Genomic DNA, 23,548 nt, shown 5'->3' with positions numbered 1-23,548 from the left:
CCTCACACGCGCTCGAGAATGTCTTGCCATTCCCGGAGGACGACCGGCGTATAGTCCGCCGCTTCCCCGTACCTTTGCACGAGTTCCTTGCGGGCTTCGGCCAGGTTGTCCTGGTAAGTCGGCGCCTCGCGGTCCGGATTGTCCGCCTTGAACGCGATCATGACTTCCTGCACGCGCTGCGGACGCGGTCCCCACTTGCCGAGCAGATGGCCGCCCGTATCGATGAAAAGCACGATCGGAATGGAACGGCCGCCCAGCGTCAAGTGCTGATCGATCAAGTCGTAGTGCTGCTCGATGATCATCACCTCGGTCGGAATGCCCGCTGTCTCCAGCGCGCGGAAGGCGATCGGCACGCTGCGCAGCGCATCCCCGCACCAGTCCGCCGTGATGATCATAGCGCGCAGGTCGTCGCGGTTGTTCAGCGATTCGTAAAATTCGCGTACTTCGTCGCTCGGCCAGGCGAATTGCTCGTAATTCGCCGCGAACGCTTCTTTGTTTTTCTCCATGCCGTCCATGAATTGGCGCGGCGAGATGCCCTGATTCAGTTTGTGTCCCACCTGTTGGCTCATCCCGATCCCTCTTTTCCGGCCCGGACAAGTCTGCCGAGCCTTGCTTGTTCCTCTCAATCTTGATCCTATTGTAGCAAATGCAAAAGGCGTCTCCAAGCGGAGACGCCTCGCGAATTCAAGCCGACTTGCGACGCCGGCGAACGATTTGATAGACAAAGTAGACGATCAGCAGCGCGATGGCGATCAGGATGGCCGGCTGCACGTAAGGAGCCGCCTTCTGGTCGATCTGCTCCCAGTTGTCCCCGAGCGAATGGCCGAGCCAGACGAACAGGATGGACCACGGAATCGAAGCGGCGACCGTCAGAACCGTAAACAGCCAAAAGTTCATGCGCGCCATGCCCGCCGGAATCGAAACGACTTGCCGCATGACCGGGACGAACCGGCCCGTGAAGACGATCATGGGGCCGTACTTTTGGAACCAGCCCTCCGCGATGTCGACGTGCTTGGACTTGAGATGGAGGTATTTGCCGAACCGGTCCACGACCGGGCGTCCCCCGAATCGGCCGATGGCGTAAAGGATCCACTGCTGCAGAATCGCGCCGATCGTCCCGCACAGCACGGCGCCCCAGAACGTCACGTCGCCCTTGGCGACCAGATAGCCGCCGTAACCCAGTACGATCTCGCTCGGGATGACTTCGATGGCCAGACCGATAATGATGCCGAAATACCCAAGGCTCTCAATCCACAACAACAATTGGGACAACCATTCGTGAATCGTATCCATCATTGAGGCGTACCTGCTCTCTATCCAATTTGCGCCTGAGCGCCGCCCGCGGCCGGGCTCTCCGAACCGATACTATTCTAGCATAGTCGGTCACGCCGATTCTACCCGAATCTCCCAACGGAGGCAAGCCCAGGCTTGTCATGCCGGGACGGGCCCGCGCATAGACTCTTGATAGAGCTAGGACAAAGCCGAAGAGGAGCGAACCGAGAATGAGCAAAGTCATGTTTATCAGCAAAAGAAAGATTCAATGGTATATCGTCGCGGCGGCGCTCGTGGTGTTCGGGGGGGCGTATATCGGATGGCAGCAAACGAAGGCGGCATCGGCCCCGATCTCCGCAGAGCCGCAGGTTTATCAGATCGTCACGGGCGAATTCAGCACGACGATGGACAACGGCAAGCAGCTCGAGGCATACGTCTTCTCTCCCGACACGATTATCGTCAAGAAAAATCAGCCGGTCGAGCTTCGCATCACGGGCGTCAGCGGCCAGTCCCATCCGTTCGTGATCGAAGGTCTCGGCGTCAAGGGAACGATCAACAAAGGCAAGACGACCGTCGTCCGCTTTACCCCCACCCAAGCCGGCACCTATCCGATCATTTGCGAAACGCACAACGACCCGAAAACCGGCGTTCCGATGGTCGGGTACGTCGTCGTACAATAAGACCGCCGGTCGGAGTCCTTGGTTTCCGTAGGTGACCGCCCTCTCCTCTTCCGCATAGTCTAAAGCGGGAGAGGATGCTTGATGAAGATGGGGAACGAGAAGCACACCGCCCCGCTGCCGACTTTGCGCGGCATCCGGCGGGCGTGCGCCAACGAGCTGTACCGCGCGGCCAAACGGCTGAAGACCTATATCCCCGCCGACAAGATGAAGCAGGCCGAAGAGGTTTACGTGCGCCGGGTCGTCGGCAACCTGATTTGGATTCACGAGCACCGGAGCGATCGCAAAAAACTGGCGGATTGGTGGGAAACGGAGCTGAGCGGCGAGATCGCCACCCTCTGGGATGTCGATCCGGCCCGTCTCGTCTCGGCGTTCCGCGACGCCTTCGGCGGCTGATCTTCCGCCCGACGAACAAACGGCAAGGCCCCTTCCCGGCGCACGTGCGCCTGCGGAGGGGCCTTGCCTTTCGTCGTGTTAACGAGCTGAAGCCGTTCGGCTCCGACGGGCCCGCACTGCCTGACCGCCGCCTCCGCCAAACTCGTCAACGGTTGTTTGCCAACGGCGGGCGGACGCGATTTCAGCTAGCGAGCGTGGCTCAAGCCGGCTTTCTCAGGACTGCGGCAGCCCCATCTCCTTCAACAGCGTCTCGGCTTCGTCCCGCCATCCTTCCCGATCTTCCTCGATGACCTCCCGCAGCAGCTTCTCCGCTTCGTTCGGCATGCCCATTCTCCGATAGGCTTTGGCGGCGTTGACTTTGGCGGAAGCGAACAAGCCCGTCTCGTACCACGGATTCGGCCGGCCGGCGTATTGGCGCGCGTACAGATCGCGGTACCGTTCGAAAAAGCCGGCCGTCGCTTCCGCCGCCGACTTGGCGGAACCGGCGTCGCCGTCGTTGTCGAAACGCTCGGACAAGCGCATCAGCCGGGCAATGACGGCGTCCTGGGCGTCTCGGTTGAAGCGATTGAGGCGAATCGCCTCCCGCAGGTGCTTCTCGGCGGCTGCCGTCTCGCCCAGGTCGACGAAGGCCATGCCCAGATCGAAATGCAGCGCGGCCGACCGCGGTTCGTAGCGCAGCCCTTGGGCCAGCAGTCCCGTCCGCTCCTGCGGCGCCAGGAGTGCGCCCAGCCGCAGGCGAACCAGGCTCCAGGCAGGGTTCGCCTCCAGCGCTTCGCGCCATGCCGCGATCCTCACGGCGTCGCTGCGGGCGGCGGCCGCCATGACGTCGGCTCGCGCAGCATCGGCATATCGCCACGCCGAAGGGACCGTCGCGGCCGCCAGGCCGAGCAGCAGCAGCGCGGGCAGCGCGCTAACCGCAAGCCGCCCTAGGCCCGCCCGGGGAGCCGCCTCGGTTCGCGGCGCCTGCGCTTCGCTATTGCCGGCCGTCGTCGCTTCGCCCGGAGCGTCGGCGGCTGGCTCGTCGACGGCGCCATGCGGCGGGTCGGCAGCGGCATCTCCGGCCATCGCCGAAGCCGGTCCCTTCTCTCGTTCCGCAAGATGCAGCGCCAGCCAGTACAGCAGCAGCATCCACACGAACGCGTACGCCCAGTCGAAGTCGACCGCCGCGTGCGCGAGCAGCACGGCGGCAGGCCCCCATGCCGAAGCTGCGCTTCTGCGCGTCTTGACGGCATAACAAATGAGCATGAGCATCAGCAAGGCGAAGCCGACGAGGCCGGTGTCGATCAATACCTCCAGGTAGCCGCTGTGCACCTCGTTGCCGATATAGGGCTGGCTTTGATAAAGCCCCGCCTGCATCCGCCAGGTTTCGCCCCCCGCGCCGAGCAGCGGCCGCTCGGCGAACATGCGGAGCGCGTCCGCGTAGTAGAGCTGTCTCGCGGAGGCCGTCTCGAGGTGGCCGGAGGCGACGCGCGCCCCGCCGGATCCGCCGCCGATCAGCAGCAGGTAGGCGGCCGCGAGACCAAGCGCAAACAAGGCTGAGCCGCCCCATATCGATGCGAGGGCGGCCGCCCATTTGGGCGTCGCCTCCTCCGTCCGGGGGCGCAGCAGCCAGAGCGCGGCGCCGCCGACGGCCGCTGCGGCGAGCAGCCACCCGCAGCCCGCCGCCGGCGAGCCGCGCTCCATGGCGGCGAAGGAGGCGCTGGCGGCAGCGGAAGCCAGTCCGATCGCGATGCCGGCGGCGGCCAGCGCGAAGCCTCGCCGCTCCCGCGGCCGAAACGCCCACGAGATCGCGCCGCCCGCCGCGACCGCGAGCATCGCGCCGCGCGACTCCGTCAGCAGCAGCGCCGTCACGGTCGGGATCAGCGCCGCTGCGGCGAATGCGGAGGTCAATCGGCCTCGCGACTCCAGGAGCTGCCACTGAGCGAGCGCCAACATGCCGGCGACCGCCGCAAAAGCGTTTGGATATTGCAGAAAGCCGGCCAAACGGGCGCCCGTCGCCGCCAGGGCGGCATCGCCCGAGCGGAAGACGATGTCCGGAAACGGCAGCCAGCCGTACCACCCGGCCAAACCGCCGAGGACGACGAACAAGCCGGACGCGTGAAAGGCGGCCATCCCCGCGTGCCGCCGAATCGGCTTCGCCAAGAATAGGCCGGCGAGCACCGTCCAGGCACCGAGCATCCCCCATCGCAGCAGGGCGTCCGCCGTGCCCTTCACCGATGCCGGCTCCCCGAGCAGCGGCAAGGCGTAGGCCAAGACCAAACCGAAAGGCGCCGCCGCCCATAGCGGCGGCCGCATGCGGGACCGCAGCCCGACGACGAGCGCGCAGACGGCGGCAAGCGCGATTAAGCCCGCCTCCCAGCGGTACAACGATTCGCCTTCGAAAAACAATCCTTTCGCGTAGGCCGCCCAAGCCAACGCGCCGGCAAAGGCGATTCCGCCTGCGGCTGCCGTCGCCTCATCCCAACTCTTGCGCATAATCCTGCCCACCTTCTTCCGCCCTGCGCGACATTGATCCTTCTAGCGTAACGGCTTCGCCGCTTCGCCGCAAGGCGAGAAGCCCAAAGACCCGCCGGCGGCGAACCCCCGCTGGGGCGACGCCCAAGCCAAATAGGCGGCCCCGTCGGGTCCGCCCATGCTAGCCGTAATGTTTGTAGGATTTTTCGAATAGGTTTGCCGGTTCTCCGCGTCTGCATCGACAATGAGTATGATTTTTCGAGTACATCTGCCGGATTCAGCGCCTAAATCGAAATATGTGTATGATTTTTCGAGTACTTTCGCCAGGTTCAACACTTAAGTCGGTAATTGTGTATGATTTTTCGAATACAAATTGCCGGAGGATCCATATCTGGCACTGCCATCCAGATTCGCAGTCAGCCTTTAAACTTCTTGGACGCTTTCGCTTCGGCGCGATGCCGAACGTGCATGTGCACCTGTTGGCGAAGCAAAAACGCCCGCAGCGGCCGGGTCATCTCCGGATCGATCAGCTGCATCTTTGCCCCGCAGAACAGGTCGTCCTCCATCCGTTCCCGCCGCACGATATCCATATCGCAGGCAAAGCTGATGCCGACGTCGAGTGCGGCGCGCAGACGCATACCGACTTTGAACTCGGGCAGGTCCGGCGCGACGAAGCCGATCCCGGCGACGCTGACGTCCTTGATCAGCACCTCCATGGGTCGCGCAATCGGCCGCGGCTCTTCGTTACCCGAGGAAGCGAGATGCGTGATCAGTCCCGTTCCCGGCGCCTCGATCCGGGCATACTCCCGCTTTTCCTGGAACTTCTGGTGCAAGGCGGGCGGCTGGATCGTCGCGATCGCGCCCTCGTATTTGGCGAATACGATCGACTGGAACGTTTGGATGCCCGCCGGCGAGTAGACGGTCAGCTTGACCGTTTCGCCCAGCTCGAACAACTGGTACTCGTGAAGCTCGATCTCGAACAATTCCCCCTCCACTTGGGTCATAAGTCCCGTCGTGACGAAGTTTTTCCTTTCGACGACAGTACGGCAGTGCAGCAGCACCTTAAGCGGCGGCAGTTCACGCTCGCCTCCACTCAACCCTCTTTTGCGCAATGCTCCTTCTTGGACCATGCTGCGCATCCATCCCTTCTCTTACGCATGCTCGTCTAATATGAAAAAAGGCCGATTCCGAGACGGAAGCAGCCTTCACCATACGATCCCAAGCGGGAAGCGTTCGGCGGCCAGGCTGTCATTGTTCTCGCGAACATTAGACCCTATGGCTTTGCGTCCTTGCCTTTCGACAAGTTTGCCTTTATCGTTGCTCGATTTCCGCTTCGATATCTTCGATTCTACCATATTTTGCGATCATCCGTAAGTCCCTAGACCTACGTTCCACCTAAGACTTTAGGCATTCATCCGATGGGCAGGAGCGGGCGCTTTGGCGCGCCTTTTATTCTCGTACATGCAGCGGTCCGCGGCCGCCGCGAGGGCGTCCAGCGACTGTCCGTCCCCGGGATAAACGGCCGCCCCGAACGAGATGGAAAGCTTCAGTCCTTCCTGCGAGGAGAGGCTTTCGAGCTTGTCCGCGATCAGCCGCTCCAGTCCTTCGAGTTCCTCCCGTTCGGCGTAGGGACAAAGAACTAGAAATTCATCGCCGCCCCAGCGGCCGACGATCTCCCCGCGGCGGGTGCAGGACCTAAGAGCCTCCGCCAGCCGGAGCAAAGCCAGGTCTCCCGTGCGATGTCCATGGACATCGTTGATCGCCTTGAAGTCGTTCACGTCGATGAGCGCAACGGCGAAGCGCTTCTGCGCGTGTGCGGCCCGCTTGGCGAGCGCGGGGTAGCAGCGGGCGACGAATCCCCGATTAAACGCCCCTGTCAGGCTGTCGCGCTCTGCGCGGTGCTTCATCCGGTCGTACTGTCTGCCCAGCGACCAGCCTAGCGGATAAAGGACGGAAGCGAACCCCGCGCCAATCCACAGGTCGGATGGCAGGGGCAAAGTGTGGCCGTGCGAGATCGCAAGCGTCAAAACCACGGCCGTGCAAATGCCGCTGGCCAACGCCATGCCGAGAATGCCGCCCATTCGCTCCAAATGCCGCCCTCCTCTCCTTTGGCTTGTCCGGTTTTAACCGCTCTGCGCGTAGACGACCCGGTTTCGTCCTTCGTTCTTGGCGATATAAAGCGCGGCGTCCGCTCTGGAGAACAGTTCCCGCAAGTATTCTTTCACGTTGTCGATGTAGAGGGCGTCCTGCTCTTCGGAAACGATCCCCATGCTGATGGTGATGCTTACCCGTTCTTCGCCCGCTTGCACCACGTTGTCCGAAACAGCCTGCATGATCCGCTGAGCCAGCACTTCGGCCTGCTGACGGTTCGTATGCGGCAGGTAGACGGTAAATTCCTCGCCGCCGTAACGGGCGAAAATATCGGTGCGCCTCAGCTGAGACCGGACGGCGTCGCTCGTGGCCCGGATCACTTCGTCGCCGATGACGTGGCCGTAGCGATCGTTGATCTGCTTGAAATAGTCGATGTCGAACAGGAATACCGAGAATGGAACGCGGTGCCGCGCGTTCAGCAGCACCTCGTGCTCGAGCTGGTTCATGAGGAATCGGCGATTGTAGCAGCCTGTCAAGCTGTCGGTGACCGCCATCTGCTCGAGCTTCTGATTGACGCGGAACAGCTCTTCCTGAATGGCGATGAGCTCGAGATTGCGTTCGTGGAGCGCTTCGTTTTTGCGGTTCATCTCGTCGACCAGCTTGCGCAGCTCGGTCACGTCGTGGAACGTAATGACGCGTCCGATCGCCTGCCTCACGTGATCGAGCACGGGGGAGATCTGGATGGAGACGTGGCGCCCGCTCTCGCCGAGCGTAATTTCGGTCCGCATCCGCTCGCCGGGATGATGCCGGTATCGGTAAAGAAACTCGTTGACCTCTCCTTGCATCTGCAGGGGCGACAAGTACTTTTCCATCTCGAAGCGGTCTCCCTTGGACAGCCGGAAAAAAGGAGCGGCGCCACGATTGACTTCGAGCACTTTGCCGTTTTCGTCTACGACGACGATGCCGATCGCGATATGGTGAAAGAGGTCCCGCTGCGCCATACTGAGAATATCGAACATCCCATAGCGATAGATCGCCACGACGAAGCAAATATCGGAGAGCAAAATGCCGAGCGACATCAATCCGGGAATGATCGGCAGCCAGTCGGACAATAGCACGTTCACCATGAGATCGATGGCGGCGAACAGCGTCAGCACGAACATGCCCACGAGTGTCGTGGCGAGCTGCTTGCGCTCGTTCGAGGTTCGAACGGTGCGGATCGCTTGGAACATGTTGATGAGTGCGTAGAAAAAGTAAGCGAACTGCACCAGCGTGAGCAGCCAGAAGAGCGTTCCGTATTCCCGTTGATCGTACATGCCGTCTACGGGCTTCAGGAAAGCGTGACCAGGATTCCAGACGACCGACGCCACGCAGACGAGCGCAGGCGCCAGGCAAACGCCCAACCGCCAGGACCGGAGCTGATGGGAACGCTGGGTGAGGAAAAGGACGAAAATCAGCCACCCCGGCCCCAGCAGGGACAAGGCCACGAAAGACAGGTTGAGGTAGAAGAGCTGAAAGTCGGGAAAATCGGTCGTCCGAACCGCGAACTGTCCCAAAGGCCACAGCATCATGACGAAGTGAAACGCCAAATAAACTTTGTGCGTCTGACTTATCCGATGAAGGGCAACGACGCTAACGAACAGCGCAAAGAGACAGATAAAGAGAAGAAAGTCAGGCCGGAGAAATCCCAAACGGCTCACCTTTTCACGTATCAACGGCCCCTAAACGCCCGGGACTTAATTGCTTTATTCTACCATAGTATGGTTTTTTTCGACAACATGAACTTGTTGCTACCGGTCGTTTTTAAAAGACTCTTTAGAATTCCGCTCCATAAAAGGGGCAATCGAGAGAAAATCGCGAAACGCCTCGTATTCCCGCACCGCTTCGGGGGATGGCGCCTGCCCGGTGCGAACGGCGCGAATGAGCAAGTTTTTGGGCGTATGAGCCATGTCGATGAACTCCAGCAGCTGCGTGCGGTAGCCGGACAGATCAAGGAGCTGCGCCCGAACGGCGTCGGTCGCGAGCGCTGCGAACCGTTCCTTCAGCAGACCGTGCTTGAGCAGCGGCTTCAGGAGAGGCTGCGAGATTTGCCCGAACAGTTCGTGCTGGCAGCAGGGGACCGATAGAATGACCGACGCCTGCCAGCCGATCGCTTGCAGCAGCGCCGCGTCGGTCGCCGTATCGCAGGCATGGAGCGTAACGACCATGTCGACCGCTTCCGAACCGCCGTACTGCGAAATGTCTCCCACCGCGAACTTCAGCTTGTCCCATCCGAGCTTGCCGGCCAGCCTGCCGCACGTCTCGATGACGTCGGCTTTCAGATCGAGTCCGATGATGTTGACGTCCCGGCGCTCTTTGACAGCCAGCAGATGATAGAGCGCGAAGGTCAAATAGGACTTGCCGCACCCGAAGTCGACGATCGTCAGCTCGCGTTCTTGGGGCAAATGAGGCACGACGTCGGCGACCATTTCGAGAAATCGGTTGATCTGCCGGAACTTGTCGTACTTCGCTTTGACGACTTTGCCTTCCGGCGTCATGACGCCGAGCGCCTCCAAAAACGGAACCGGCTCGCCTTCCGGAAGGATGTAAGACTTGGTCCGGTTATGCGATGGGACATCGGAGGCCGTCCCCGCTGCCCGGGATGTGGGGGCGCCGCGCAGCAGCGCAGGCTTGCCCTTTTTGCTGATCAGCACCTGAATGTCCGCCTCGGGCGTCTTCAGCAGCGCCTGCCGGTAGTCGTCCGCGAGCAACCGGGCGATCTTTTCCTTCGCCGCCGCGGGCGCCAGATTGTCATGATACGCTTTGTTCCCGAGCTGGCGCTCGAATTGATAGTGCAATCCGTCCTTTAAGCGAATGGGGCGCACGGATACTTTGCGCGCCACTTCGGCATCCTTGCGTCGAGGCTGGCTCAGCGTCGCTTGCAGCAAGCGGCCTTCTTCCACCTCAGTTCGCAGCACCGTTTCCAAGTCGCCGTCCATCGTTTTCAAGCTCATGAAGCCGTCTCTCCCGTCAGCAGTTGCCATTGTCTTCGTCCGTCGCGCAGCTCGTCGCGCGTCAGCTCGCCCGAAGTCAGCGCCTCGTCGGCGAGCCGCTCCAAGCGATCGTAAAAATCATAGCCTTCCTCGGGGGATACCGCCCCGTCCTCACGCAGGTCGTACAGCAAGTCCTCGGCCTCGGCATAGCGGCCTTCGTGCTCTTGCCACGCCCACATGGCGCGTCTCGTCTCGGCCGTGCACCGTTCCGATGCGAGCGCCGCGAACAGCGCGCCCGCGCGTTCTTCCAAGCGCAGCCCTTCGACCGGCCCGCTCACGCGCAGCACGTACAGCATGAGGCGCAGCGCCTTCTCGTAGCGCGGCACGCTCTCCTCCTCCCGGCCGAGCTCGCGCAGCAGATCCCCTTCCTCCTGTAGAAAGGAAGCGATGATCGCCACCGACTCGGCATTCGGCACGCCGCCCGTCGAAAACATCGCCAGTAGATCCTTGTCGGACAAGCCCAGCGCGAGCCTCGCCCGCAGCCGCAGCTCGCGGCTCAAAAATTCGTCGATGTGCACGATCGCCTCTTCGTGCTTCTTTTGCTCCTTCAAGCCCATCAGCTGCCCGAAAGCAACCGACATCTGGTTGATGAGCCGCATCAGATAATCGCGGTCATGCATGGGCAGCCCCTTCCGCTGCCTTCAGGTACGCGATAACGGACTCGGCGAACGCTTCGGGCGCTTCGTACATCCCCATATGACCCGCTCCGGCGAGCAACGACCGCGTCACCTTCGGGCCATCGACGGGGAACCGCTTCTCCGGCCCGATGACGCCGTCCGACTCGCCGGCCAGCAGCAGCACGGGCAGCGCCGTCTCCTCCAGCACGCGCTTGCGGTCGGGCCGCGCCTTCATCCCGAGGGCGCCGCCGATCGCGCCGAGCGGCGACGTCGCATAGCCGATCTCCAGCGCGCGATCGACCTTCCCCGGCATCGCGTCCCGATGGGCGGGCGCGAACAGCTTGGGAATCAGGTCCGCGATATGTCCTTTAATGCCCTCTTCGGCGACGCGCATCGCGACTTTGTCTCGGTTCGCCTTGCCCGTCTCATCGTCCGGAAAGGTCGTGGAGTGCAGCAGACCGATGCCGGCGAGCCGATCGGGGAACCGTTCGGCGATCGCCAGTGCCGTATAGCCGCCCATCGAGTGGCCGAGCACGTAAGCTTGGCGGATGCCCAAAGCGTCCAGCAGCTGAACCGCGTCTTCCGCCAGCTGCTCCATCGGGTACGCGCCTTCCGTTGCGGCGGTCTCGCCGTGTCCGCGTGCGTCGGGCGCGATGAGGCGACCGTGGGGCGCCAACTTGGCCCACACGTCCTCCCAGTAATAGCGGCTTCCGCAATAGCCGTGCAGCAGAAGCACCGGCGCGCCTTGTCCTTCATCGGCGAAGGCCACGTTCAGACCGTTGGCCAAGGTGAGTTGTCGGGATTTCATCGCTGTCGCACTTCCTTCCATATTAAGTTTCTTTATTGTACCTAATGACGTCCGGCAGACACAAATAAGCCGCCGCAGCATCCGCGATCTGGCGCGCCATGCCCATTACGCGGTAAAGCGAGGTCGTCTGCAGCGTCCAATAGGGTTTGGGGCTGACGGCATTCACAACGGCCGCGATGCTGTAATCGCCGATCGCAGGGAACGGGCGTCCGACCGATCGGGCTGGCACGAGCGGACCTTCGGAGAGCAGATAGCGCCCTACATTCTCGGGTCGGCCCAAGCAAGCGTCGACGGCAACGATCGTCGCTTCGGGCGGCAGGGCGGCGACCGCTTCGGCCAGCCTGTCGGCGTCGCATGGCTCGCGCAGCGTGCCGACGACGCGCGGGAAGCCGCGCTCCTCGAGCAGCGTGCCGACCCAGGGGCCGAGGCTATCGCCGGTGGAGCGGTCGGTGCCGATGCAGACGAACGTGAGATCCGCCAGATCGCACTTCGACGCAAGTCCCGCGAAAAACGTCGCGAGCTCGACGGCATCGACGGCCGCCGGACGGCTGGAGAGAGGGTTCACGGCGCGGGCACAGCTCCTTCGCAAGCATTTGTCGCTATCAATGTATCACGCCTCGCACCGCAACGCCAACTGCCTCGGGGGCGGATGGTGTTACGCCGTTTCCTACGGACGAATCCATTCCGCAGCCCAGCTCCGCCGTGACTTCTCCAACTTCGGCGGGCCGCGCCATCTTCAACTTCGGTGATCCACGCTTTCTCCAACTTCGGCGTTCAGCCTTTTCAATTTCGAGAGATCCGCACTTTCCCCAACTTCAGCGTTCCGAACCTTCTCCAACTTAGGTGATCCATTTCTTCTCCAGCCCTGGCAATCCGCGCTTTCTCCAACTACGGCGTTCTGCGCCTTCTCCTATTTCGGCGATCCGCTTCTTCTCCAACTACGGCTATCTGCGCTTTCTCCAACTCCGGCGATCCTATGTACCCAACCTCGGCGCAGCCGGCGTGATGGCGAGTTTTTCTCCTTTACCCAAGGACGCGTTTAGCCGAACCTGCTTGCCTATGGTACAATGGGGGCCAGATCCCCATTGAAAGGAAGCGGAATCCATGGATTTATCCCAACCTACGCAAGCGAACGTGGAATACATGATCGAGGCGATCAAGACGAAGCTCCGCATGGCGTCGGGTGCTGCGATGCAGGCTTCGCACTTCAGCGTCGACAAATACGAGGACATCAAAGACATCTACGACATGGTCGCCTCCAAGGAGCGCTTCAGCATCAGCGAGGTCGAGGCGCTGGTGTCGGAGCTCGGCAAACTGCGGGGTTGATGCGTCGGTTTCGACCGTTTGCGTTTAAGCGTTCAGCTTTATTACTTAAAAAAGGACCTCCCATCGCACGCAGCGAGGGTCGGTCCTTTTCTATTGCTGTGCGGCAGGTCCATATGCTCGGGTGAGCTTGAGATGGTCGATTTTTTCGACGATCTCTCATCGCCAACCACGTTTTGAGCGGGCTTTAGTCGATTTTTTCGACGATCGAAACGCTGAGGTGCGTAGGACCACATAAGTTATGCGGGTTTTCCGCACATCTCTCGCACAATTTCGCCCCGCGTACCTGAGTTATGCGGTTTTTCCGCACATCTCCCGCGTATTTTCACCTTGCGCGCCGGAGTTATGCGGGTTTTCCGCACTTCTCTCGCACAATTTCGCCCCGCGTGCCTGAGTTATGCGGATTTTCCGCACATCTCCCGCCGCTAGCTAGCTCGCGTGGCTACGACACGCCGCGTTTCCGCGCCGCCCGCAGCCGCGCCGCACACCGGCGCTCGTATCCCGCGCCTAGCGCGCTTCCGCGAAGCCCACCGCGGCCAGGAACCGGCCGAAGGCCGCTTGGCCGGCGGCGTCGGCCTTGAACACGCCGGCGTCGCGCAGCACGGCGTGGAACTTGTCGCCCACCGCGCCGCGCAGCGTCGCCTCTGCCTCCGGCTCGGTCAGCGACGTGCCGTGCGCCCGGACGAGCTCGGCGATCCACGCCGCATGCTTGGCCAGCGGATGGCCCGGATCTTCGAGCGCATCCGCCTCGTAAGGCGAGCGCCCCGTCAGAATGGCCGCCACCTGGGCCAATTCGTCCTGCAGCCGCCCCGGCAGCACGGCGAGACCCATCACCTCGATCAGGCCGATGTTTTCCTTCTTGATGTGATGCAGCTCCCGGTGCGGGTGAAAGATCCCGTCCGGGTGCTCCTCGCTCGCGCGATTGTTGCGCAGCACGAGATCAAGCTCGTACTCCCCGTCGTCGCGCATCCGCGCGATCGGCGTGATCGTGTTGTGCGGCACGTCGCCGGTGAACGCATGCACCTCCGCCGACGCGTCGCTGTAGCTCCGCCAAGCCGCCAACACCCGCTCGGCGACGCGCAGCAGCGCCGCCCGGTCCGTCGCCCGCAGGCGCAGGACGGACATTGGCCAACGCACGATGCCGCCGCGAACGCCAGGCTCCGACGCATGCGCCGTCCACGCGAAAACCGGCGCCTCTTCCATCGGGAACACGTGTCGCCCGCCCTGGAAGTGGTCGTGGTTCAGAATGGAGCCGCCCACGATCGGCAGATCCGCATTCGAGCCGATGAAGTAGTGCGGGAACTGCTCGACGAAGTCCAGCAGCCTCGCGAACGTCTCCGGCGAGATGCGCATCGGTACGTGCTCGCCGCAAAAGATGATGCTGTGCTCGTTGTAGTACACGTACGGCGAGTATTGAAAGAACCATTGCTGCCCCTGCAGCCGCAGCGGGAGGATGCGCAGGTTTTGCCGCGCCGGATGGTCCGGCCGTCCCGCGTAGCCTACGTTTTCCTTGCAAAGGAGGCACTTCGGATATTTGGCGGGCGGGAGCGTCTTCAGCAGCGCGATCTCGCGCGGATCCTTTTCCGGCTTGGACAGGTTCACCGTGATTTCGATCTCCCCGTCCGCAGTCGGATGTCGCCAGTAGCCGTTTTTGCGGATCCGGTCCATGCGGATGTAGTTCGAGTCGACGTTCAAGCGGTAAAACCAATCCGTCGCCTCGCTTACGCCCCGTTCCCGCGCCAACGCCTCGAACCGCGCCGCCGTCTCCGAAGGACGCGGCAGGAGCAGCCCCATGATCCGGGCGTCGAACAGGTCGCGGCTCGTGACCGTGTCGTCGGCCGTAAGTCCGAGACGCACGGCGGCGTCCAGCAGCGGCTCCAGGATGGACGTGGGGCTCTCCAGCGTCTCGGACGGAACGCTGCCCTCGGCCGGCTCCGTCAGGCCGTACAGATCCAGCAGCGCGTTCAGGGCAGCGTCCGCGTCCAGCGCGTCGATCAGCCCCCGCTGCAGGACGAATTGCACGAGCCGCCCGAGGAGCAGCCCGATCCGTTCTCCTTCTTCGGCAGAAGGAATCTTGCGAGATTCGGTCATTGCGGATAGCCTCCCGTATTCCTTCTCGTAACCTTTCGGATCTTACTTTTCGTAGCCTTTCGGATGCGACTGGTGCCAGGCCCAAGCGCTGGCGACGATATCCTTCAGGTCCGGAAAGCGGGGCGTCCAACCCAGCTCCTGACGGGCGCGGTCGGACGAAGCGACCAGCACGGCCGGATCGCCCGCCCGGCGGGCTTCGATCTTGGCCGGGATCGCGTGCCCCGTCACCTCGCGGGAGATGTCGATGACCTGCTTCACCGAGAAGCCGGTGCCGTTGCCCAGGTTGTAAATCGCGCTCTCCCCGCCGTCGCGCAAGCGTCCCAGCGCCAGAATATGCGCGGACGCCAGATCGCTGACGTGGATATAGTCGCGGATGCAGGTGCCGTCCTCGGTCGGATAATCGTCCCCGAAGACGGAGATGTGCTCCCGCTGCCCCAGCGCGACCTGAAGCACGAGCGGAACGAGATGAGATTCCGGCTGATGGTCCTCGCCGATCTTGCCGCTCTCGTGCGCGCCGGCCGCGTTGAAATAGCGAAGCGAAACGGACTTGATGCCGTGGGCGACGTCGAACCACCGGATCATTTTCTCCATCGCCAGCTTTGTCTCCCCGTACGCGTTGGTCGGCAGCGTGCGGTCGTACTCGTCGATCGGCACCTTCTCCGGCTCGCCGTACGTCGCGGCGGTCGAGGAAAAGACGATGCGGCTCACGCCCGCCTTTTTCATCGCTTCGAGCAGGCACAGCGTGCCGTAAACGTTGTTGTGGTAATACTTGCCGGGGTTTTGCATGCTTTCCCCGACCAGCGAGTTCGCCGCGAAGTGGATGACGCCGTCGATGTCGTTTTCTTCGAACACCCGCGCAAGGAACGCCTCGTCGCGCAGGTCCCCCTCGTACAGCTTGCCGCCGAGCACCGCGTCGCGATGACCCTGGTACAGGTTGTCGACGACGACAACCTCCTCGCCGCGCGCAAGCAGCGCCGCTACCGTATGGGAGCCGATGTACCCGGCTCCGCCCGTCACCAATACCGCCATATTAAGCCTCCTCCTTCATTTCGCGCACGCCGTCGCCGATGTCGCACACATAGAAGTCCGGGTGCAGTCCCGTTGCCGCTTCGTAACGGCTGCCTACCTGTTCGATAAACGTCTCTACCGCGTCCTGGTGCACGAGGGAGATCGTGCAGCCCCCGAATCCGGCGCCCGTCATGCGGGAGCCGAGCACGCCGGGCACCGCTCGCGCGGCGTCCACCATCGCGTTCAGCTCGTCGCCCGTCACCTCGTACAGATCGCGCAGCGAGTCGTGCGAAGCGTTCATGAGCGCGCCGAACGCGGCCAGGTCGTTCGCCCGCAGCACCTCGATCGAGCGGCCCACGCGGTCGATCTCCTCCACCACGTGCCGCGCCCGCTTGCGCACCGTCTCGTCGGCGATCAAGCCTTCGTTCGCGTTGTATTCCTCAAGGGACAGTTGGCCGAGAAGCGTCAGCTCCGGGAAAGCCGCGCGCAGATCGCGCACCGCCTGCTCGCACTGGGCGCGGCGCTCGTTGTATTTGGAATCGACGAGGCCGCGGCGTTTGTTCGTGTTGCCGATGACAAGCTTGTAGTCGCCGGAGCGGAACGGCACCAGCTCGTAGCGCAGCGTGTCGCAGTCGAGGTGGATCGCGTGGTCCCGCTTGCCGTTCGCTACCGCGAATTGGTCCATGATGCCGCATTTGACGCCGACGAACTCGTTTTCGGCATGCTGGGACCAGACGGCGATCTCGACCGTGTCGGTCGGCTTGCCCTCGAGCGACAGCAGGGCGTACGCCGTTACGACCTCGATCGAGGCCGAGGAGGACAAGCCCGCGCCGTTCGGAATTTCGCCGTGATAGAGCAGATCGTAGCCGGTGGACAGCGCGATGCCCCGTTGGTTCAACTCCCAGACGATGCCTTTCGGATAATTCGTCCAGTCGTCCTCCTCGCGGAACGAGATGTCGTCCAGCGAAATGGTCAGCGTCTGCGGGAAGTTCGTGGAGGCGAGTCCAAGCGAACGGTCGGCCCGCGGCCGGACGATCACCGTCGTGCCGAAGGTGAGGGCCGCCGGGAAGACGGCGCCGCCGTTGTAGTCGGTATGCTCGCCGATCAGGTTGACCCGGCCGGGCGCCTGAAAGACGCGGATGCCGGCTTCGGAGCCTCCGAAGCGGGTGATGAAGTCTTGTTTGAGCTGCGGGATATGCGGCATAAGGCCAGTTCCTCCTATGAGGTGCGGATTTGCTATTAGTATAACGAATCGACAAGGGGGCGGGAAATGGTTCGAAGTGCGCATCCTATGGAGAAATGTGACTTCATCGGGTACAATGCGGGTAGGTACCGACACCCGCCGTTTTGCGACCTACGGCGAAAGAGCAGGAGGAACGACGATGCCCCGAGCACACACCTACCGCGTCGCATCCAACCCCTCGGCCATGGAGCCGCGCAGCCTGAACGTGCTGTTCGCCGGCGAAAGCCAAACCCGGCCGCAGCATCAGGTCGGCCCCAAGATCGTCGACTATTATTTGCTGCACCATGTCCTCTCCGGCCGCGGGCGCTTCCGCGCCGGCGATACGGACGCCGAGCTGAGGGCCGGCCACACGTTCTTGATCCATCCGCGCCAGCTGTTCAGTTACGAGAGCGACCGGGAGGCTCCTTGGCGCTACCGCTGGGTCGCCTTCGCCGGCGAGCCGGCCGCGGCTCTGCTTGCCGAAGCCGGCCTCGGTCCCGACCGGGCCGTCGCCGATACCCGCGGCGACCGCTCGCCCGGCGAATGCTGCCGCGCCATCTACGAGGCGCTGCGGGAGCGGCGCCGCTCCGCCTCCCTCGAAGCGGCGGGCCAGCTGCACCTGCTGCTGGCCGCGCTGCAAGAGGCGTCGCCCGAGTCCGGCCCGGCGCTCCCGCGGCCGAACTCGCACGAGGAAGAGCTCGTCCGGCAGGTGATCGTATACCTGTCCACGCAGTATGCGGAGCCCGTCACGATCGAAGCGATGGCCGAGACGCTCGGCTACAACCGCGCCTACCTGTCCCGGCTGTTCAAGCGCCATGCGGGCGTGACGCCGATGGGCTTCCTCGCCCGGCTGCGGATCGATCACGGACGCCGGCTGCTGCGCGAACGGCCCGAGCTCACGGTCGAGCAGATCGCCTCCTCCGCCGGTTTTCGCGACGCCCTCTACTTCTCCAAGCAGTTCCGCCGGGCTTACGGCGAGACGCCGACCGACTACCGTACTTCCGTCCTTGGGACATGATGGCGCTTCCATCGAGAATACCGATTCGGCCGATGAAAAACGCTCGACAACCCCCTCCCCGGCGCCGGTGATATGATGTTTCCACCGAAGTCCGAAGGGGGAGAAAAAAGGGTTGATTCACGACTACGCGGCTTATAAAATATGGGAAAGCGAGACGAAGGAACGTGAACATGATCGGATGCTCGCACAGTGCCGGGACGGCGGGCGGAGCGCCGGGAAGCGCCGGCTTCTCTCCCCCCTACTCGCTTATCTAGCGGTATCCGTGTTCCAACGGCCTTGACAACAAGCGTCGGGCGGTGATGGTTTGGATTTCATTTATATTAGATCCTTCATGGAAGTAGCCCGCTGCCAAAGCTTCACCAAGGCGGCGGAGAATCTCGGCTATGTTCAATCCAGCGTTACGGCACACATCCAAAAGCTGGAACAAGAGTACGGCGTCACCCTCTTTGAGCGCTTCGGACGCACGATGCGGCTGACCTCGGCCGGCGAGAGCTTGCTCGACACTTTTGAGCAGATCCTCGAGCTCTTCGACAACTCGAAGCACTTGATCTCCCGCCAGGCGCGAGGCCACCTCGAAATCGGCACAATCGAATCGCTCGTCTCGTTTTTTCTCCCGCCGGTGTTTCACCGTTTCCGGCTTACCTTCCCGAATATCAACCTGCAAGTCAATCCGTCCCACGACCGCCAGGTGATTCAGCAGGTCAAATCGGGCGCCATGGATATGGGCGTCATTCTCGACGAGATCGTGCGGGACGACGATCTGCAGGTCATTACGCTTCGCCAGGAAGAACTCGTCGTCGTCGCCTGTCCCGGGCACCCGCTTCAAGGCTTGAAGAAGCTGGATCCGAACGCGCTGCACGGCGAGTCCTACATCGCAACCGAGCAGTCATGCACGTATCGCGGCGCCTTCGAGCGGCTCCTCGGCCATCATGGCGTGGACTATGCGATCCATCACGAATTCGGAAGCCTCGAAGCGATTAAGCAGTGCGTCTCCTACGGCCTCGGCATCGGGCTGCTGCCCCGCATCGCCGTCGCGCGGGAGCTGAGCGAGGGCCGGCTCGTGGAGCTGGACTTCTCGCATCCGGACATCGCCTTCTTCACGCAGATCGTGCTGCACAAGAAAAAGTGGATCGATCCCGCCATCCGTCATATGATCGACCTGCTGTTCGAAGCGTCGGGAACGGACATCCCGAAAGCTTCGTCCTCTTGAGCGGGGGGCGCGCCCGACAGAAAACGGAAGGGTTTTGCTCCATCTGGCGACGCCGCCGGTTCAGCGGGTCCGTTTGTGGATACTGCCCAGGCTTTCGCACATCTCTTCAAATAACGTGCTGATGAACCAGGTCCCGTTGTCGAGCCGTATGATAGGCTTGGCTCCCCCACAGGAGCCACATGCCGCTGCATTACTCATCCTAGCGTTTGCAGGTGATCATGGAATCATGGTTCGGCACCTAGCTAAAATCCGATCTGCTGCTTCTCAATCGAATCGTCTCCCTAGGGAACTTTTTTGTCCCTGTTTCAGCGAAATGGCGGGAGTGCGGGGGGGATAAGAACAATTTGTTCCCTATTTCGGCAGAGTGTCGGGAGTGCATGGGGGATAAGGAACAATTTGTTCCCTATTTCGGCGAAATGGCGGGAGTGCGAGGAATAAGGAACAATTTGTTCCCTATTTCGGCGAAATGGTGGGAGTGCGAGGAATAAGGAAAAATTTGTTCCCTATTTCGGCGAAATGGTGGGAGTGCGGGAGAATAAGGAACATTTTGTTCCCTATTTCGGCGAAGCGGCGGGGGTACGCGATTCGTGCCCAGATGGAGCATTTTGCTCCATCTGGAGGCCCCGGGGCTTCCAGAACGCCCTAGTTGGAGCATTTCGCTCCATCTAGCAGAATCGCGGCTTCCCGGCCGCCCTAGTTGGAGCATATTGCCCCCTCTGGTGGCCTCGAGGCCATCTAATCGCCCTAGTTGGAGCATTTCGCTCCATCCGGCGGCGCTGCGGTCTACTGCTGCAAAAACGTTTGCCCGACAGAGGAGCATCCCGACAATCAAACAAAAGGACCTCAACCTCCGCTATAAGCGAGGCTGAGGTCCTTTTTTCTCGATGAAAATCGGTGCTATGCGAGGCTAAGAAAATCACAGCATGACTGTGGGACAGCCCCTGCGGGCCAGCCTCCGTCTATGATATGCACCTTGCTCCCAGCACCGCTCAATGCCTGATGCCCGTGTCGCCGAGCGGAGGCAGGTCCAGCTGCCGCGACTCCGGGGCGGGCTCGCCGAAATTCAACTTGTCCGCGACAAGATACAGCGGGCGGCGCTTCGACTCCTCATAGATGCGGCCGATATACTCGCCGAGCACCCCGAGCAGCGACAGCGTGATGCCGTGGAAAAACAAGCTGATGACGATTAGCGAGGACCAGCCCGCCGTCGTCGTGTTCGTAAAGATCCGTTGGCAAATGACGACGATCAAATAAATGAAGCCCGCCGCCGACATCAAAAAGCCCAACACGCCCGCGATTTTGAGGGGCTTCGTCGAGAACGACGTGATCGCGTCCAGCGACAGGCGCACCATTTTACGCAGCGGGTACTTCGTCTCGCCGGCGAACCGCTCGTCCCGCACGTACTCCACCGACGTCTGGCGGAAGCCCGCCCAGGCGACCATGCCGCGGATGAACCGGCTGCGCTCCCGCATGCTGCTGAGCGCGTCGCATACCTTGCGGTCCATCAGCCGGAAATCGCCGGTGTCCACCGGGATGTTCACGGACGTCATCGAAGCCAGCAGCCGGTAGAACGCCTTGGCCGTCACTTTCTTGAACCATGTCTCGCCGCGCCGGGCGATCCGCTTGCCGTAGACGACGTCGTAGCCTTGCCGCCATTTGGCCAACATTTCCGGGATCAGCTCCGGCGGGTCCTGCAGGTCCGCATCGATCAGGACGACGGCGCGGCCCGCGGCGTGGTCCATGCCCGCCGTCACGGCGATCTGGTGGCCGAAGTTGCGGGCGAAATCGATCATCTTCACCCGCTCGTCCTTGGCGCCGAGCGCGCGGACGAGATCCGCCGTGCGATCGCGGCTGCCGTCGTTCACGAACACCAGCTCGTACGTCTCTCCCGAGTTGGTCAGCACGTCGGTCAAGCGCCGGTACGTCGTCTCGATGACTTCTTCTTCGTTATACATCGGCACTACGACCGACAGCACTACCGGTCCGCCCATTCGACTCCCCCCTATTATTCCGTCAAAACTCTCTCTTGTTAGAATCCCCAACTAGGCAGCCAGCGAATCCCCAAATTCATCCATTCCCGACTGATCGTCATCCCCGTCAGTACCGGATAGAACCAGACGAAGAGCACCGCTGCCGCCGTCAGCGTGAGCGCCGTGAGCTGCTTGCCGTAACGCGACCGTTCCTCGAACCACCTCAGCATCCAAACGATCGAAATGATGAGCAGCGGCACCATCGGGAAGTAATGATAAAGGAAGGTGATGCTCCGCGGCGCCACCATCCAGGGCACGTAGAAGGACAGATACATGACCGCGACGGTCAGAACGATCCGATCGCGGCTCCTCGCCCCCAGCCACCACGAGACGAGGAGGGCGATCAGGCCGCCCCACCAGACGAGCGGATTGCCGATCGCCGCGATACTCTGCGCCTGTCCGCCCGCCAGATCCTTGCCGCCGTAATACCAGACCGGCCGCAGCATCTCGGGCCAGGTGTACCACTTAGACGCGTAGGGGTGCTTCTCTTTGACGCCCTTGTGATAGTCGTACATGTTCTCCTGGTAGCGGATCAGATCCTTGAGCCCGTCGTCCGCCTTCGTCGCCTTCTCGTACGGAATGTAGGACGCCGTATAGATGCCCGCGGGCACGGCGACGAACAGAATCAGGCACGAGAGCAGCGTAATGGCGGTCTTCTTGGCGTAGCCGCGCTCTCCGCCGAGCCGGGACTCCCGCTTGCGCCGCAGCAGCGCGATAAGGAACAGGATCGCGAGCCCGGCGCCGCCGTACAGATAGTTCCACTTGACGGCGGCGGCGCAGCCGAAGAACGCGCCGGACAGCGCCAGATAGCGAAAGCTTCGGCCGAAGCCTCCGTTGCGCCAGGCGGTCTCCCCGTACAAATACATCATGTAGTACATCAGGATGGTGAACGTAACGCCGAAAATATCGACGTTGGCCATCCGCGAATGCACGAGATGAAAGCCTTCGAGCGTCAGCAGGAGCGTCGCAATGAACGCATAGCGCGTGCGTCTGAACATGCCTTTCGCGGCCGCGTAGAAGACCGGCACCATCAGCGTGCCGCATACCGCCGCCATGAACCGCCAGCCGTACGGGGTCATGTCGAACAGCCGGATGCCGAAGGTGAGCAGCCATTTGCCGAGCGGCGGGTGCGTATTCTCGTAGGGCTCGATTTGGTGGATGAACTCGTAAGCCGTGCGCCCGTGATAGATCTCGTCGAAATACATGCTGTTGCGGTAGTCCGGCCGGTACGGCGTGACGTCCTGCTCGTCGAATACCTGCCCGCCGCCGCCTTCCGATTCGGCGCCCGGCTTGCCGACCGGGGTGATCTCCGTCACCGGAATCGGCTTGTCGTCGCCCTTCGCGAAAAACCCGGCTTCGTACAATCGGAAGCCCGTCCGTTCCGCCGTGAAGCGCATATAGCGAGCCTGCACGGACTTGTCAGCCGATATCCACGTGAATACCCGGTTCGTCTTATGCTCCACATCCTCGTACGGCTCCCAGACGACGCCGTCTACGGACGATTCGATTTTGCTTTTGCCGGTTGCGCCAGGCCCTTCGTACAGATTGACGCGATCGACGGCCCGTACTTCACCGAAGTCCGCGACGAACCCTTCGCCGGAGGCATCCGGCTTCCAGAACGTCTGCGGGCCGGTGCGGTTGCCCAAGTCGGTAAACGAAGTCAGCGCCGAAAACAGCATCAAAGCCAATACCAAGACCCAATCCGGCCGCCGCCAGCGGCGGCTTGTCCGCTCGTCGGCGGAAACCCCGCCCCATCCGAACGGCGACGGCCTTCCGTCGTCTCTCCAGTCCATGTACGCCCTCGCCTTCCTCCCTGTCTTTCCCTATTGTAGACCAAAGTCCATCCCGCGGAAAGTCCCGCCATGATTCAGCCCGATGCCGGTTGGGTAATGAAAAACAAGCACGGCAGTCACGAGGAATGGAGGAGGAATTCATATGGCAGGAATGATCAAAGGCGCATTGATCGGCGGGGCGGTCGGAGCTGCGGCGGCGCTGCTGTTGGCCCCGAAGACGGGTCGCGAGCTTCGTCAGGACCTGAAGGCGACGTACAACAAGTCGATGGACAAGACGAAGCAATGGGTTTCCGAAGCCGGCACCAAGACGCAGGAAGCCGCCCAAAAGGTGAGCCAGCAGGCGACGGATCTGATCGGTCAGACGAAATCCGCGATCCAGACGGCCAAAGACGGCATCCAATCCGCGAAAGACGACATGCAGGAATCGATGTCGAACGCGCAAAAGCCGAACTGACGTTTGCAAATTCAAGGCCTTTCCCGGGTCCGTCCCGCGGCGGGCCTTTGTT

Annotated in this window: 21 protein-coding genes and 1 riboswitch; of the genes, 6 read left to right on the top strand and 15 right to left on the bottom strand. The window is 62.1% G+C overall.

Features of this window, described 5'->3' with window-relative positions; genetic code table 11:
* Positions 1 to 2: 2 nt before the first annotated feature.
* Positions 3 to 569 (bottom strand): thioredoxin family protein, encoded by a 567-nt coding sequence (locus LKX83_RS22340; protein ID WP_227885044.1) that lies wholly within the window; start codon positions 567 to 569, stop codon positions 3 to 5.
* Positions 570 to 684: 115 nt separating this feature from the next.
* Positions 685 to 1,293: an undecaprenyl phosphate transporter UptA gene (uptA, locus tag LKX83_RS22335; RefSeq protein ID WP_227885074.1), complete on the bottom strand. Its 609-nt coding sequence runs from the start codon at positions 1,291 to 1,293 to the stop codon at positions 685 to 687.
* Between the two features lie 209 nt (positions 1,294 to 1,502).
* Here uptA and LKX83_RS22330 point away from each other — a divergent pair, with 209 nt between their 5' ends.
* Together LKX83_RS22330 and LKX83_RS22325 are read left to right on the top strand one after the other, a co-directional pair.
* A complete protein-coding gene (locus tag LKX83_RS22330; RefSeq protein WP_227885043.1) occupies positions 1,503 to 1,952 on the top strand; it encodes a cupredoxin domain-containing protein in 450 nt (149 codons plus the stop codon).
* Positions 1,953 to 2,033: 81 nt separating this feature from the next.
* On the top strand, positions 2,034 to 2,345 hold the full coding sequence (locus LKX83_RS22325; RefSeq protein WP_227885042.1) for a dehydrogenase: 312 nt from the start codon (positions 2,034 to 2,036) through the stop codon (positions 2,343 to 2,345).
* A 213-nt stretch (positions 2,346 to 2,558) separates the two neighbouring features.
* Here the strand turns inward: LKX83_RS22325 and LKX83_RS22320 are convergent, their stop codons facing one another.
* The 8 genes from LKX83_RS22320 to yyaC form a co-directional block, all read right to left on the bottom strand.
* Positions 2,559 to 4,820, bottom strand: a complete 2,262-nt coding sequence (locus LKX83_RS22320; RefSeq protein ID WP_227885041.1) for a FimV/HubP family polar landmark protein — start codon at positions 4,818 to 4,820, stop codon at positions 2,559 to 2,561.
* Positions 4,821 to 5,215: 395 nt separating this feature from the next.
* Positions 5,216 to 5,938, bottom strand: a complete 723-nt coding sequence (locus LKX83_RS22315; RefSeq protein WP_227885040.1) for a PilZ domain-containing protein — start codon at positions 5,936 to 5,938, stop codon at positions 5,216 to 5,218.
* A 93-nt stretch (positions 5,939 to 6,031) separates the two neighbouring features.
* A riboswitch (cyclic di-GMP riboswitch) is annotated at positions 6,032 to 6,119 on the bottom strand.
* An 83-nt stretch (positions 6,120 to 6,202) separates the two neighbouring features.
* A complete protein-coding gene (locus LKX83_RS22310; protein ID WP_227885073.1) occupies positions 6,203 to 6,880 on the bottom strand; it encodes a GGDEF domain-containing protein in 678 nt (225 codons plus the stop codon).
* Positions 6,881 to 6,922: 42 nt separating this feature from the next.
* Positions 6,923 to 8,590 carry a histidine kinase N-terminal 7TM domain-containing diguanylate cyclase gene (locus LKX83_RS22305; RefSeq protein WP_227885072.1) on the bottom strand — a complete coding sequence of 556 codons (1,668 nt, stop codon included), beginning with the start codon at positions 8,588 to 8,590 and terminating at the stop codon, positions 6,923 to 6,925.
* 90 nt (positions 8,591 to 8,680) lie between these two features.
* Positions 8,681 to 9,883, bottom strand: a complete 1,203-nt coding sequence (locus LKX83_RS22300; RefSeq protein WP_227885039.1) for a class I SAM-dependent methyltransferase — start codon at positions 9,881 to 9,883, stop codon at positions 8,681 to 8,683.
* The gene (locus LKX83_RS22295; RefSeq protein WP_227885038.1) at positions 9,880 to 10,542 is read right to left on the bottom strand and encodes a DUF6483 family protein; all 663 of its coding nucleotides are present in this window, start codon (positions 10,540 to 10,542) and stop codon (positions 9,880 to 9,882) included. The genes LKX83_RS22300 and LKX83_RS22295 overlap by 4 nt, the downstream gene beginning before the upstream one ends.
* The gene (locus LKX83_RS22290; protein ID WP_227885037.1) at positions 10,535 to 11,347 is read right to left on the bottom strand and encodes an alpha/beta fold hydrolase; all 813 of its coding nucleotides are present in this window, start codon (positions 11,345 to 11,347) and stop codon (positions 10,535 to 10,537) included. The genes LKX83_RS22295 and LKX83_RS22290 overlap by 8 nt, the downstream gene beginning before the upstream one ends.
* Before the next feature lie 22 nt (positions 11,348 to 11,369).
* Positions 11,370 to 11,912 carry a spore protease YyaC gene (gene yyaC, locus LKX83_RS22285; protein WP_227885036.1) on the bottom strand — a complete coding sequence of 181 codons (543 nt, stop codon included), beginning with the start codon at positions 11,910 to 11,912 and terminating at the stop codon, positions 11,370 to 11,372.
* Positions 11,913 to 12,451: 539 nt separating this feature from the next.
* Here yyaC and LKX83_RS22280 point away from each other — a divergent pair.
* On the top strand, positions 12,452 to 12,673 hold the full coding sequence (locus LKX83_RS22280; protein WP_227885035.1) for a DUF1128 domain-containing protein: 222 nt from the start codon (positions 12,452 to 12,454) through the stop codon (positions 12,671 to 12,673).
* A 504-nt stretch (positions 12,674 to 13,177) separates the two neighbouring features.
* On the opposite strand, the gene LKX83_RS22275 is transcribed toward LKX83_RS22280, so the two are convergent.
* From LKX83_RS22275 to LKX83_RS22265, 3 genes are read right to left on the bottom strand one after another with little or no spacing between them, the layout of a single operon-like run.
* Positions 13,178 to 14,761, bottom strand: coding sequence for a UDP-glucose--hexose-1-phosphate uridylyltransferase (locus LKX83_RS22275; RefSeq protein ID WP_227885034.1), 1,584 nt, complete (start codon positions 14,759 to 14,761; stop codon positions 13,178 to 13,180).
* Between the two features lie 42 nt (positions 14,762 to 14,803).
* Positions 14,804 to 15,790 (bottom strand): UDP-glucose 4-epimerase GalE, encoded by a 987-nt coding sequence (galE, locus tag LKX83_RS22270; RefSeq protein ID WP_227885033.1) that lies wholly within the window; start codon positions 15,788 to 15,790, stop codon positions 14,804 to 14,806.
* A 1-nt stretch (position 15,791) separates the two neighbouring features.
* Positions 15,792 to 16,973, bottom strand: a complete 1,182-nt coding sequence (locus LKX83_RS22265) for a galactokinase (protein ID WP_227885032.1) — start codon at positions 16,971 to 16,973, stop codon at positions 15,792 to 15,794.
* Positions 16,974 to 17,151: 178 nt separating this feature from the next.
* On the opposite strand from LKX83_RS22265, the gene LKX83_RS22260 reads away from it, so the two are divergent.
* Together LKX83_RS22260 and LKX83_RS22255 are read left to right on the top strand one after the other, a co-directional pair.
* Positions 17,152 to 18,009, top strand: a complete 858-nt coding sequence (locus tag LKX83_RS22260) for an AraC family transcriptional regulator (RefSeq protein WP_227885031.1) — start codon at positions 17,152 to 17,154, stop codon at positions 18,007 to 18,009.
* A gap of 304 nt (positions 18,010 to 18,313) precedes the next feature.
* Positions 18,314 to 19,219 (top strand): LysR family transcriptional regulator, encoded by a 906-nt coding sequence (locus LKX83_RS22255; protein WP_227885030.1) that lies wholly within the window; start codon positions 18,314 to 18,316, stop codon positions 19,217 to 19,219.
* A 989-nt stretch (positions 19,220 to 20,208) separates the two neighbouring features.
* On the opposite strand, the gene LKX83_RS22250 is transcribed toward LKX83_RS22255, so the two are convergent.
* A complete protein-coding gene (locus LKX83_RS22250; protein ID WP_227885029.1) occupies positions 20,209 to 21,210 on the bottom strand; it encodes a glycosyltransferase family 2 protein in 1,002 nt (333 codons plus the stop codon).
* A gap of 38 nt (positions 21,211 to 21,248) precedes the next feature.
* Positions 21,249 to 23,042, bottom strand: coding sequence for a glycosyltransferase family 39 protein (locus tag LKX83_RS22245; protein ID WP_227885028.1), 1,794 nt, complete (start codon positions 23,040 to 23,042; stop codon positions 21,249 to 21,251).
* Between the two features lie 142 nt (positions 23,043 to 23,184).
* Between LKX83_RS22245 and LKX83_RS22240 the strand changes: the two genes are divergently transcribed.
* A complete protein-coding gene (locus LKX83_RS22240; RefSeq protein WP_227885027.1) occupies positions 23,185 to 23,496 on the top strand; it encodes a YtxH domain-containing protein in 312 nt (103 codons plus the stop codon).
* Positions 23,497 to 23,548: the final 52 nt, after the last annotated feature.

The organism is Cohnella baijiui (assembly GCF_020731285.1).
Lineage (GTDB): Bacteria > Bacillota > Bacilli > Paenibacillales > Paenibacillaceae > Cohnella.
Note: the sequence above shows the minus strand (reverse complement) of the source record. Positions and strands in the feature narration are given on the sequence as shown.

Excerpts from the sequence above, each read along its gene's own strand:
- uptA (WP_227885074.1), bottom strand. The coding sequence starts at position 1,293 with ATGGATACGATTCACGAATGGTTGTCCCAATTGTTGTTGTGGATTGAG.
- LKX83_RS22290 (WP_227885037.1), bottom strand. The coding sequence starts at position 11,347 with ATGAAATCCCGACAACTCACCTTGGCCAACGGTCTGAACGTGGCCTTC.
- LKX83_RS22250 (WP_227885029.1), bottom strand. The coding sequence starts at position 21,210 with ATGGGCGGACCGGTAGTGCTGTCGGTCGTAGTGCCGATGTATAACGAA.
- LKX83_RS22310 (WP_227885073.1), bottom strand. The coding sequence starts at position 6,880 with ATGGGCGGCATTCTCGGCATGGCGTTGGCCAGCGGCATTTGCACGGCC.
- LKX83_RS22300 (WP_227885039.1), bottom strand. The coding sequence starts at position 9,883 with ATGAGCTTGAAAACGATGGACGGCGACTTGGAAACGGTGCTGCGAACT.
- LKX83_RS22295 (WP_227885038.1), bottom strand. The coding sequence starts at position 10,542 with ATGCATGACCGCGATTATCTGATGCGGCTCATCAACCAGATGTCGGTT.
- galE (WP_227885033.1), bottom strand. The coding sequence starts at position 15,790 with ATGGCGGTATTGGTGACGGGCGGAGCCGGGTACATCGGCTCCCATACG.
- LKX83_RS22275 (WP_227885034.1), bottom strand. The coding sequence starts at position 14,761 with ATGACCGAATCTCGCAAGATTCCTTCTGCCGAAGAAGGAGAACGGATC.
- LKX83_RS22260 (WP_227885031.1), top strand. The coding sequence starts at position 17,152 with ATGCCCCGAGCACACACCTACCGCGTCGCATCCAACCCCTCGGCCATG.
- LKX83_RS22315 (WP_227885040.1), bottom strand. The coding sequence starts at position 5,938 with ATGCGCAGCATGGTCCAAGAAGGAGCATTGCGCAAAAGAGGGTTGAGT.
- LKX83_RS22330 (WP_227885043.1), top strand. The coding sequence starts at position 1,503 with ATGAGCAAAGTCATGTTTATCAGCAAAAGAAAGATTCAATGGTATATC.
- LKX83_RS22245 (WP_227885028.1), bottom strand. The coding sequence starts at position 23,042 with ATGGACTGGAGAGACGACGGAAGGCCGTCGCCGTTCGGATGGGGCGGG.
- LKX83_RS22325 (WP_227885042.1), top strand. The coding sequence starts at position 2,034 with ATGAAGATGGGGAACGAGAAGCACACCGCCCCGCTGCCGACTTTGCGC.
- LKX83_RS22265 (WP_227885032.1), bottom strand. The coding sequence starts at position 16,973 with ATGCCGCATATCCCGCAGCTCAAACAAGACTTCATCACCCGCTTCGGA.
- LKX83_RS22280 (WP_227885035.1), top strand. The coding sequence starts at position 12,452 with ATGGATTTATCCCAACCTACGCAAGCGAACGTGGAATACATGATCGAG.
- LKX83_RS22320 (WP_227885041.1), bottom strand. The coding sequence starts at position 4,820 with ATGCGCAAGAGTTGGGATGAGGCGACGGCAGCCGCAGGCGGAATCGCC.
- LKX83_RS22340 (WP_227885044.1), bottom strand. The coding sequence starts at position 569 with ATGAGCCAACAGGTGGGACACAAACTGAATCAGGGCATCTCGCCGCGC.
- LKX83_RS22240 (WP_227885027.1), top strand. The coding sequence starts at position 23,185 with ATGGCAGGAATGATCAAAGGCGCATTGATCGGCGGGGCGGTCGGAGCT.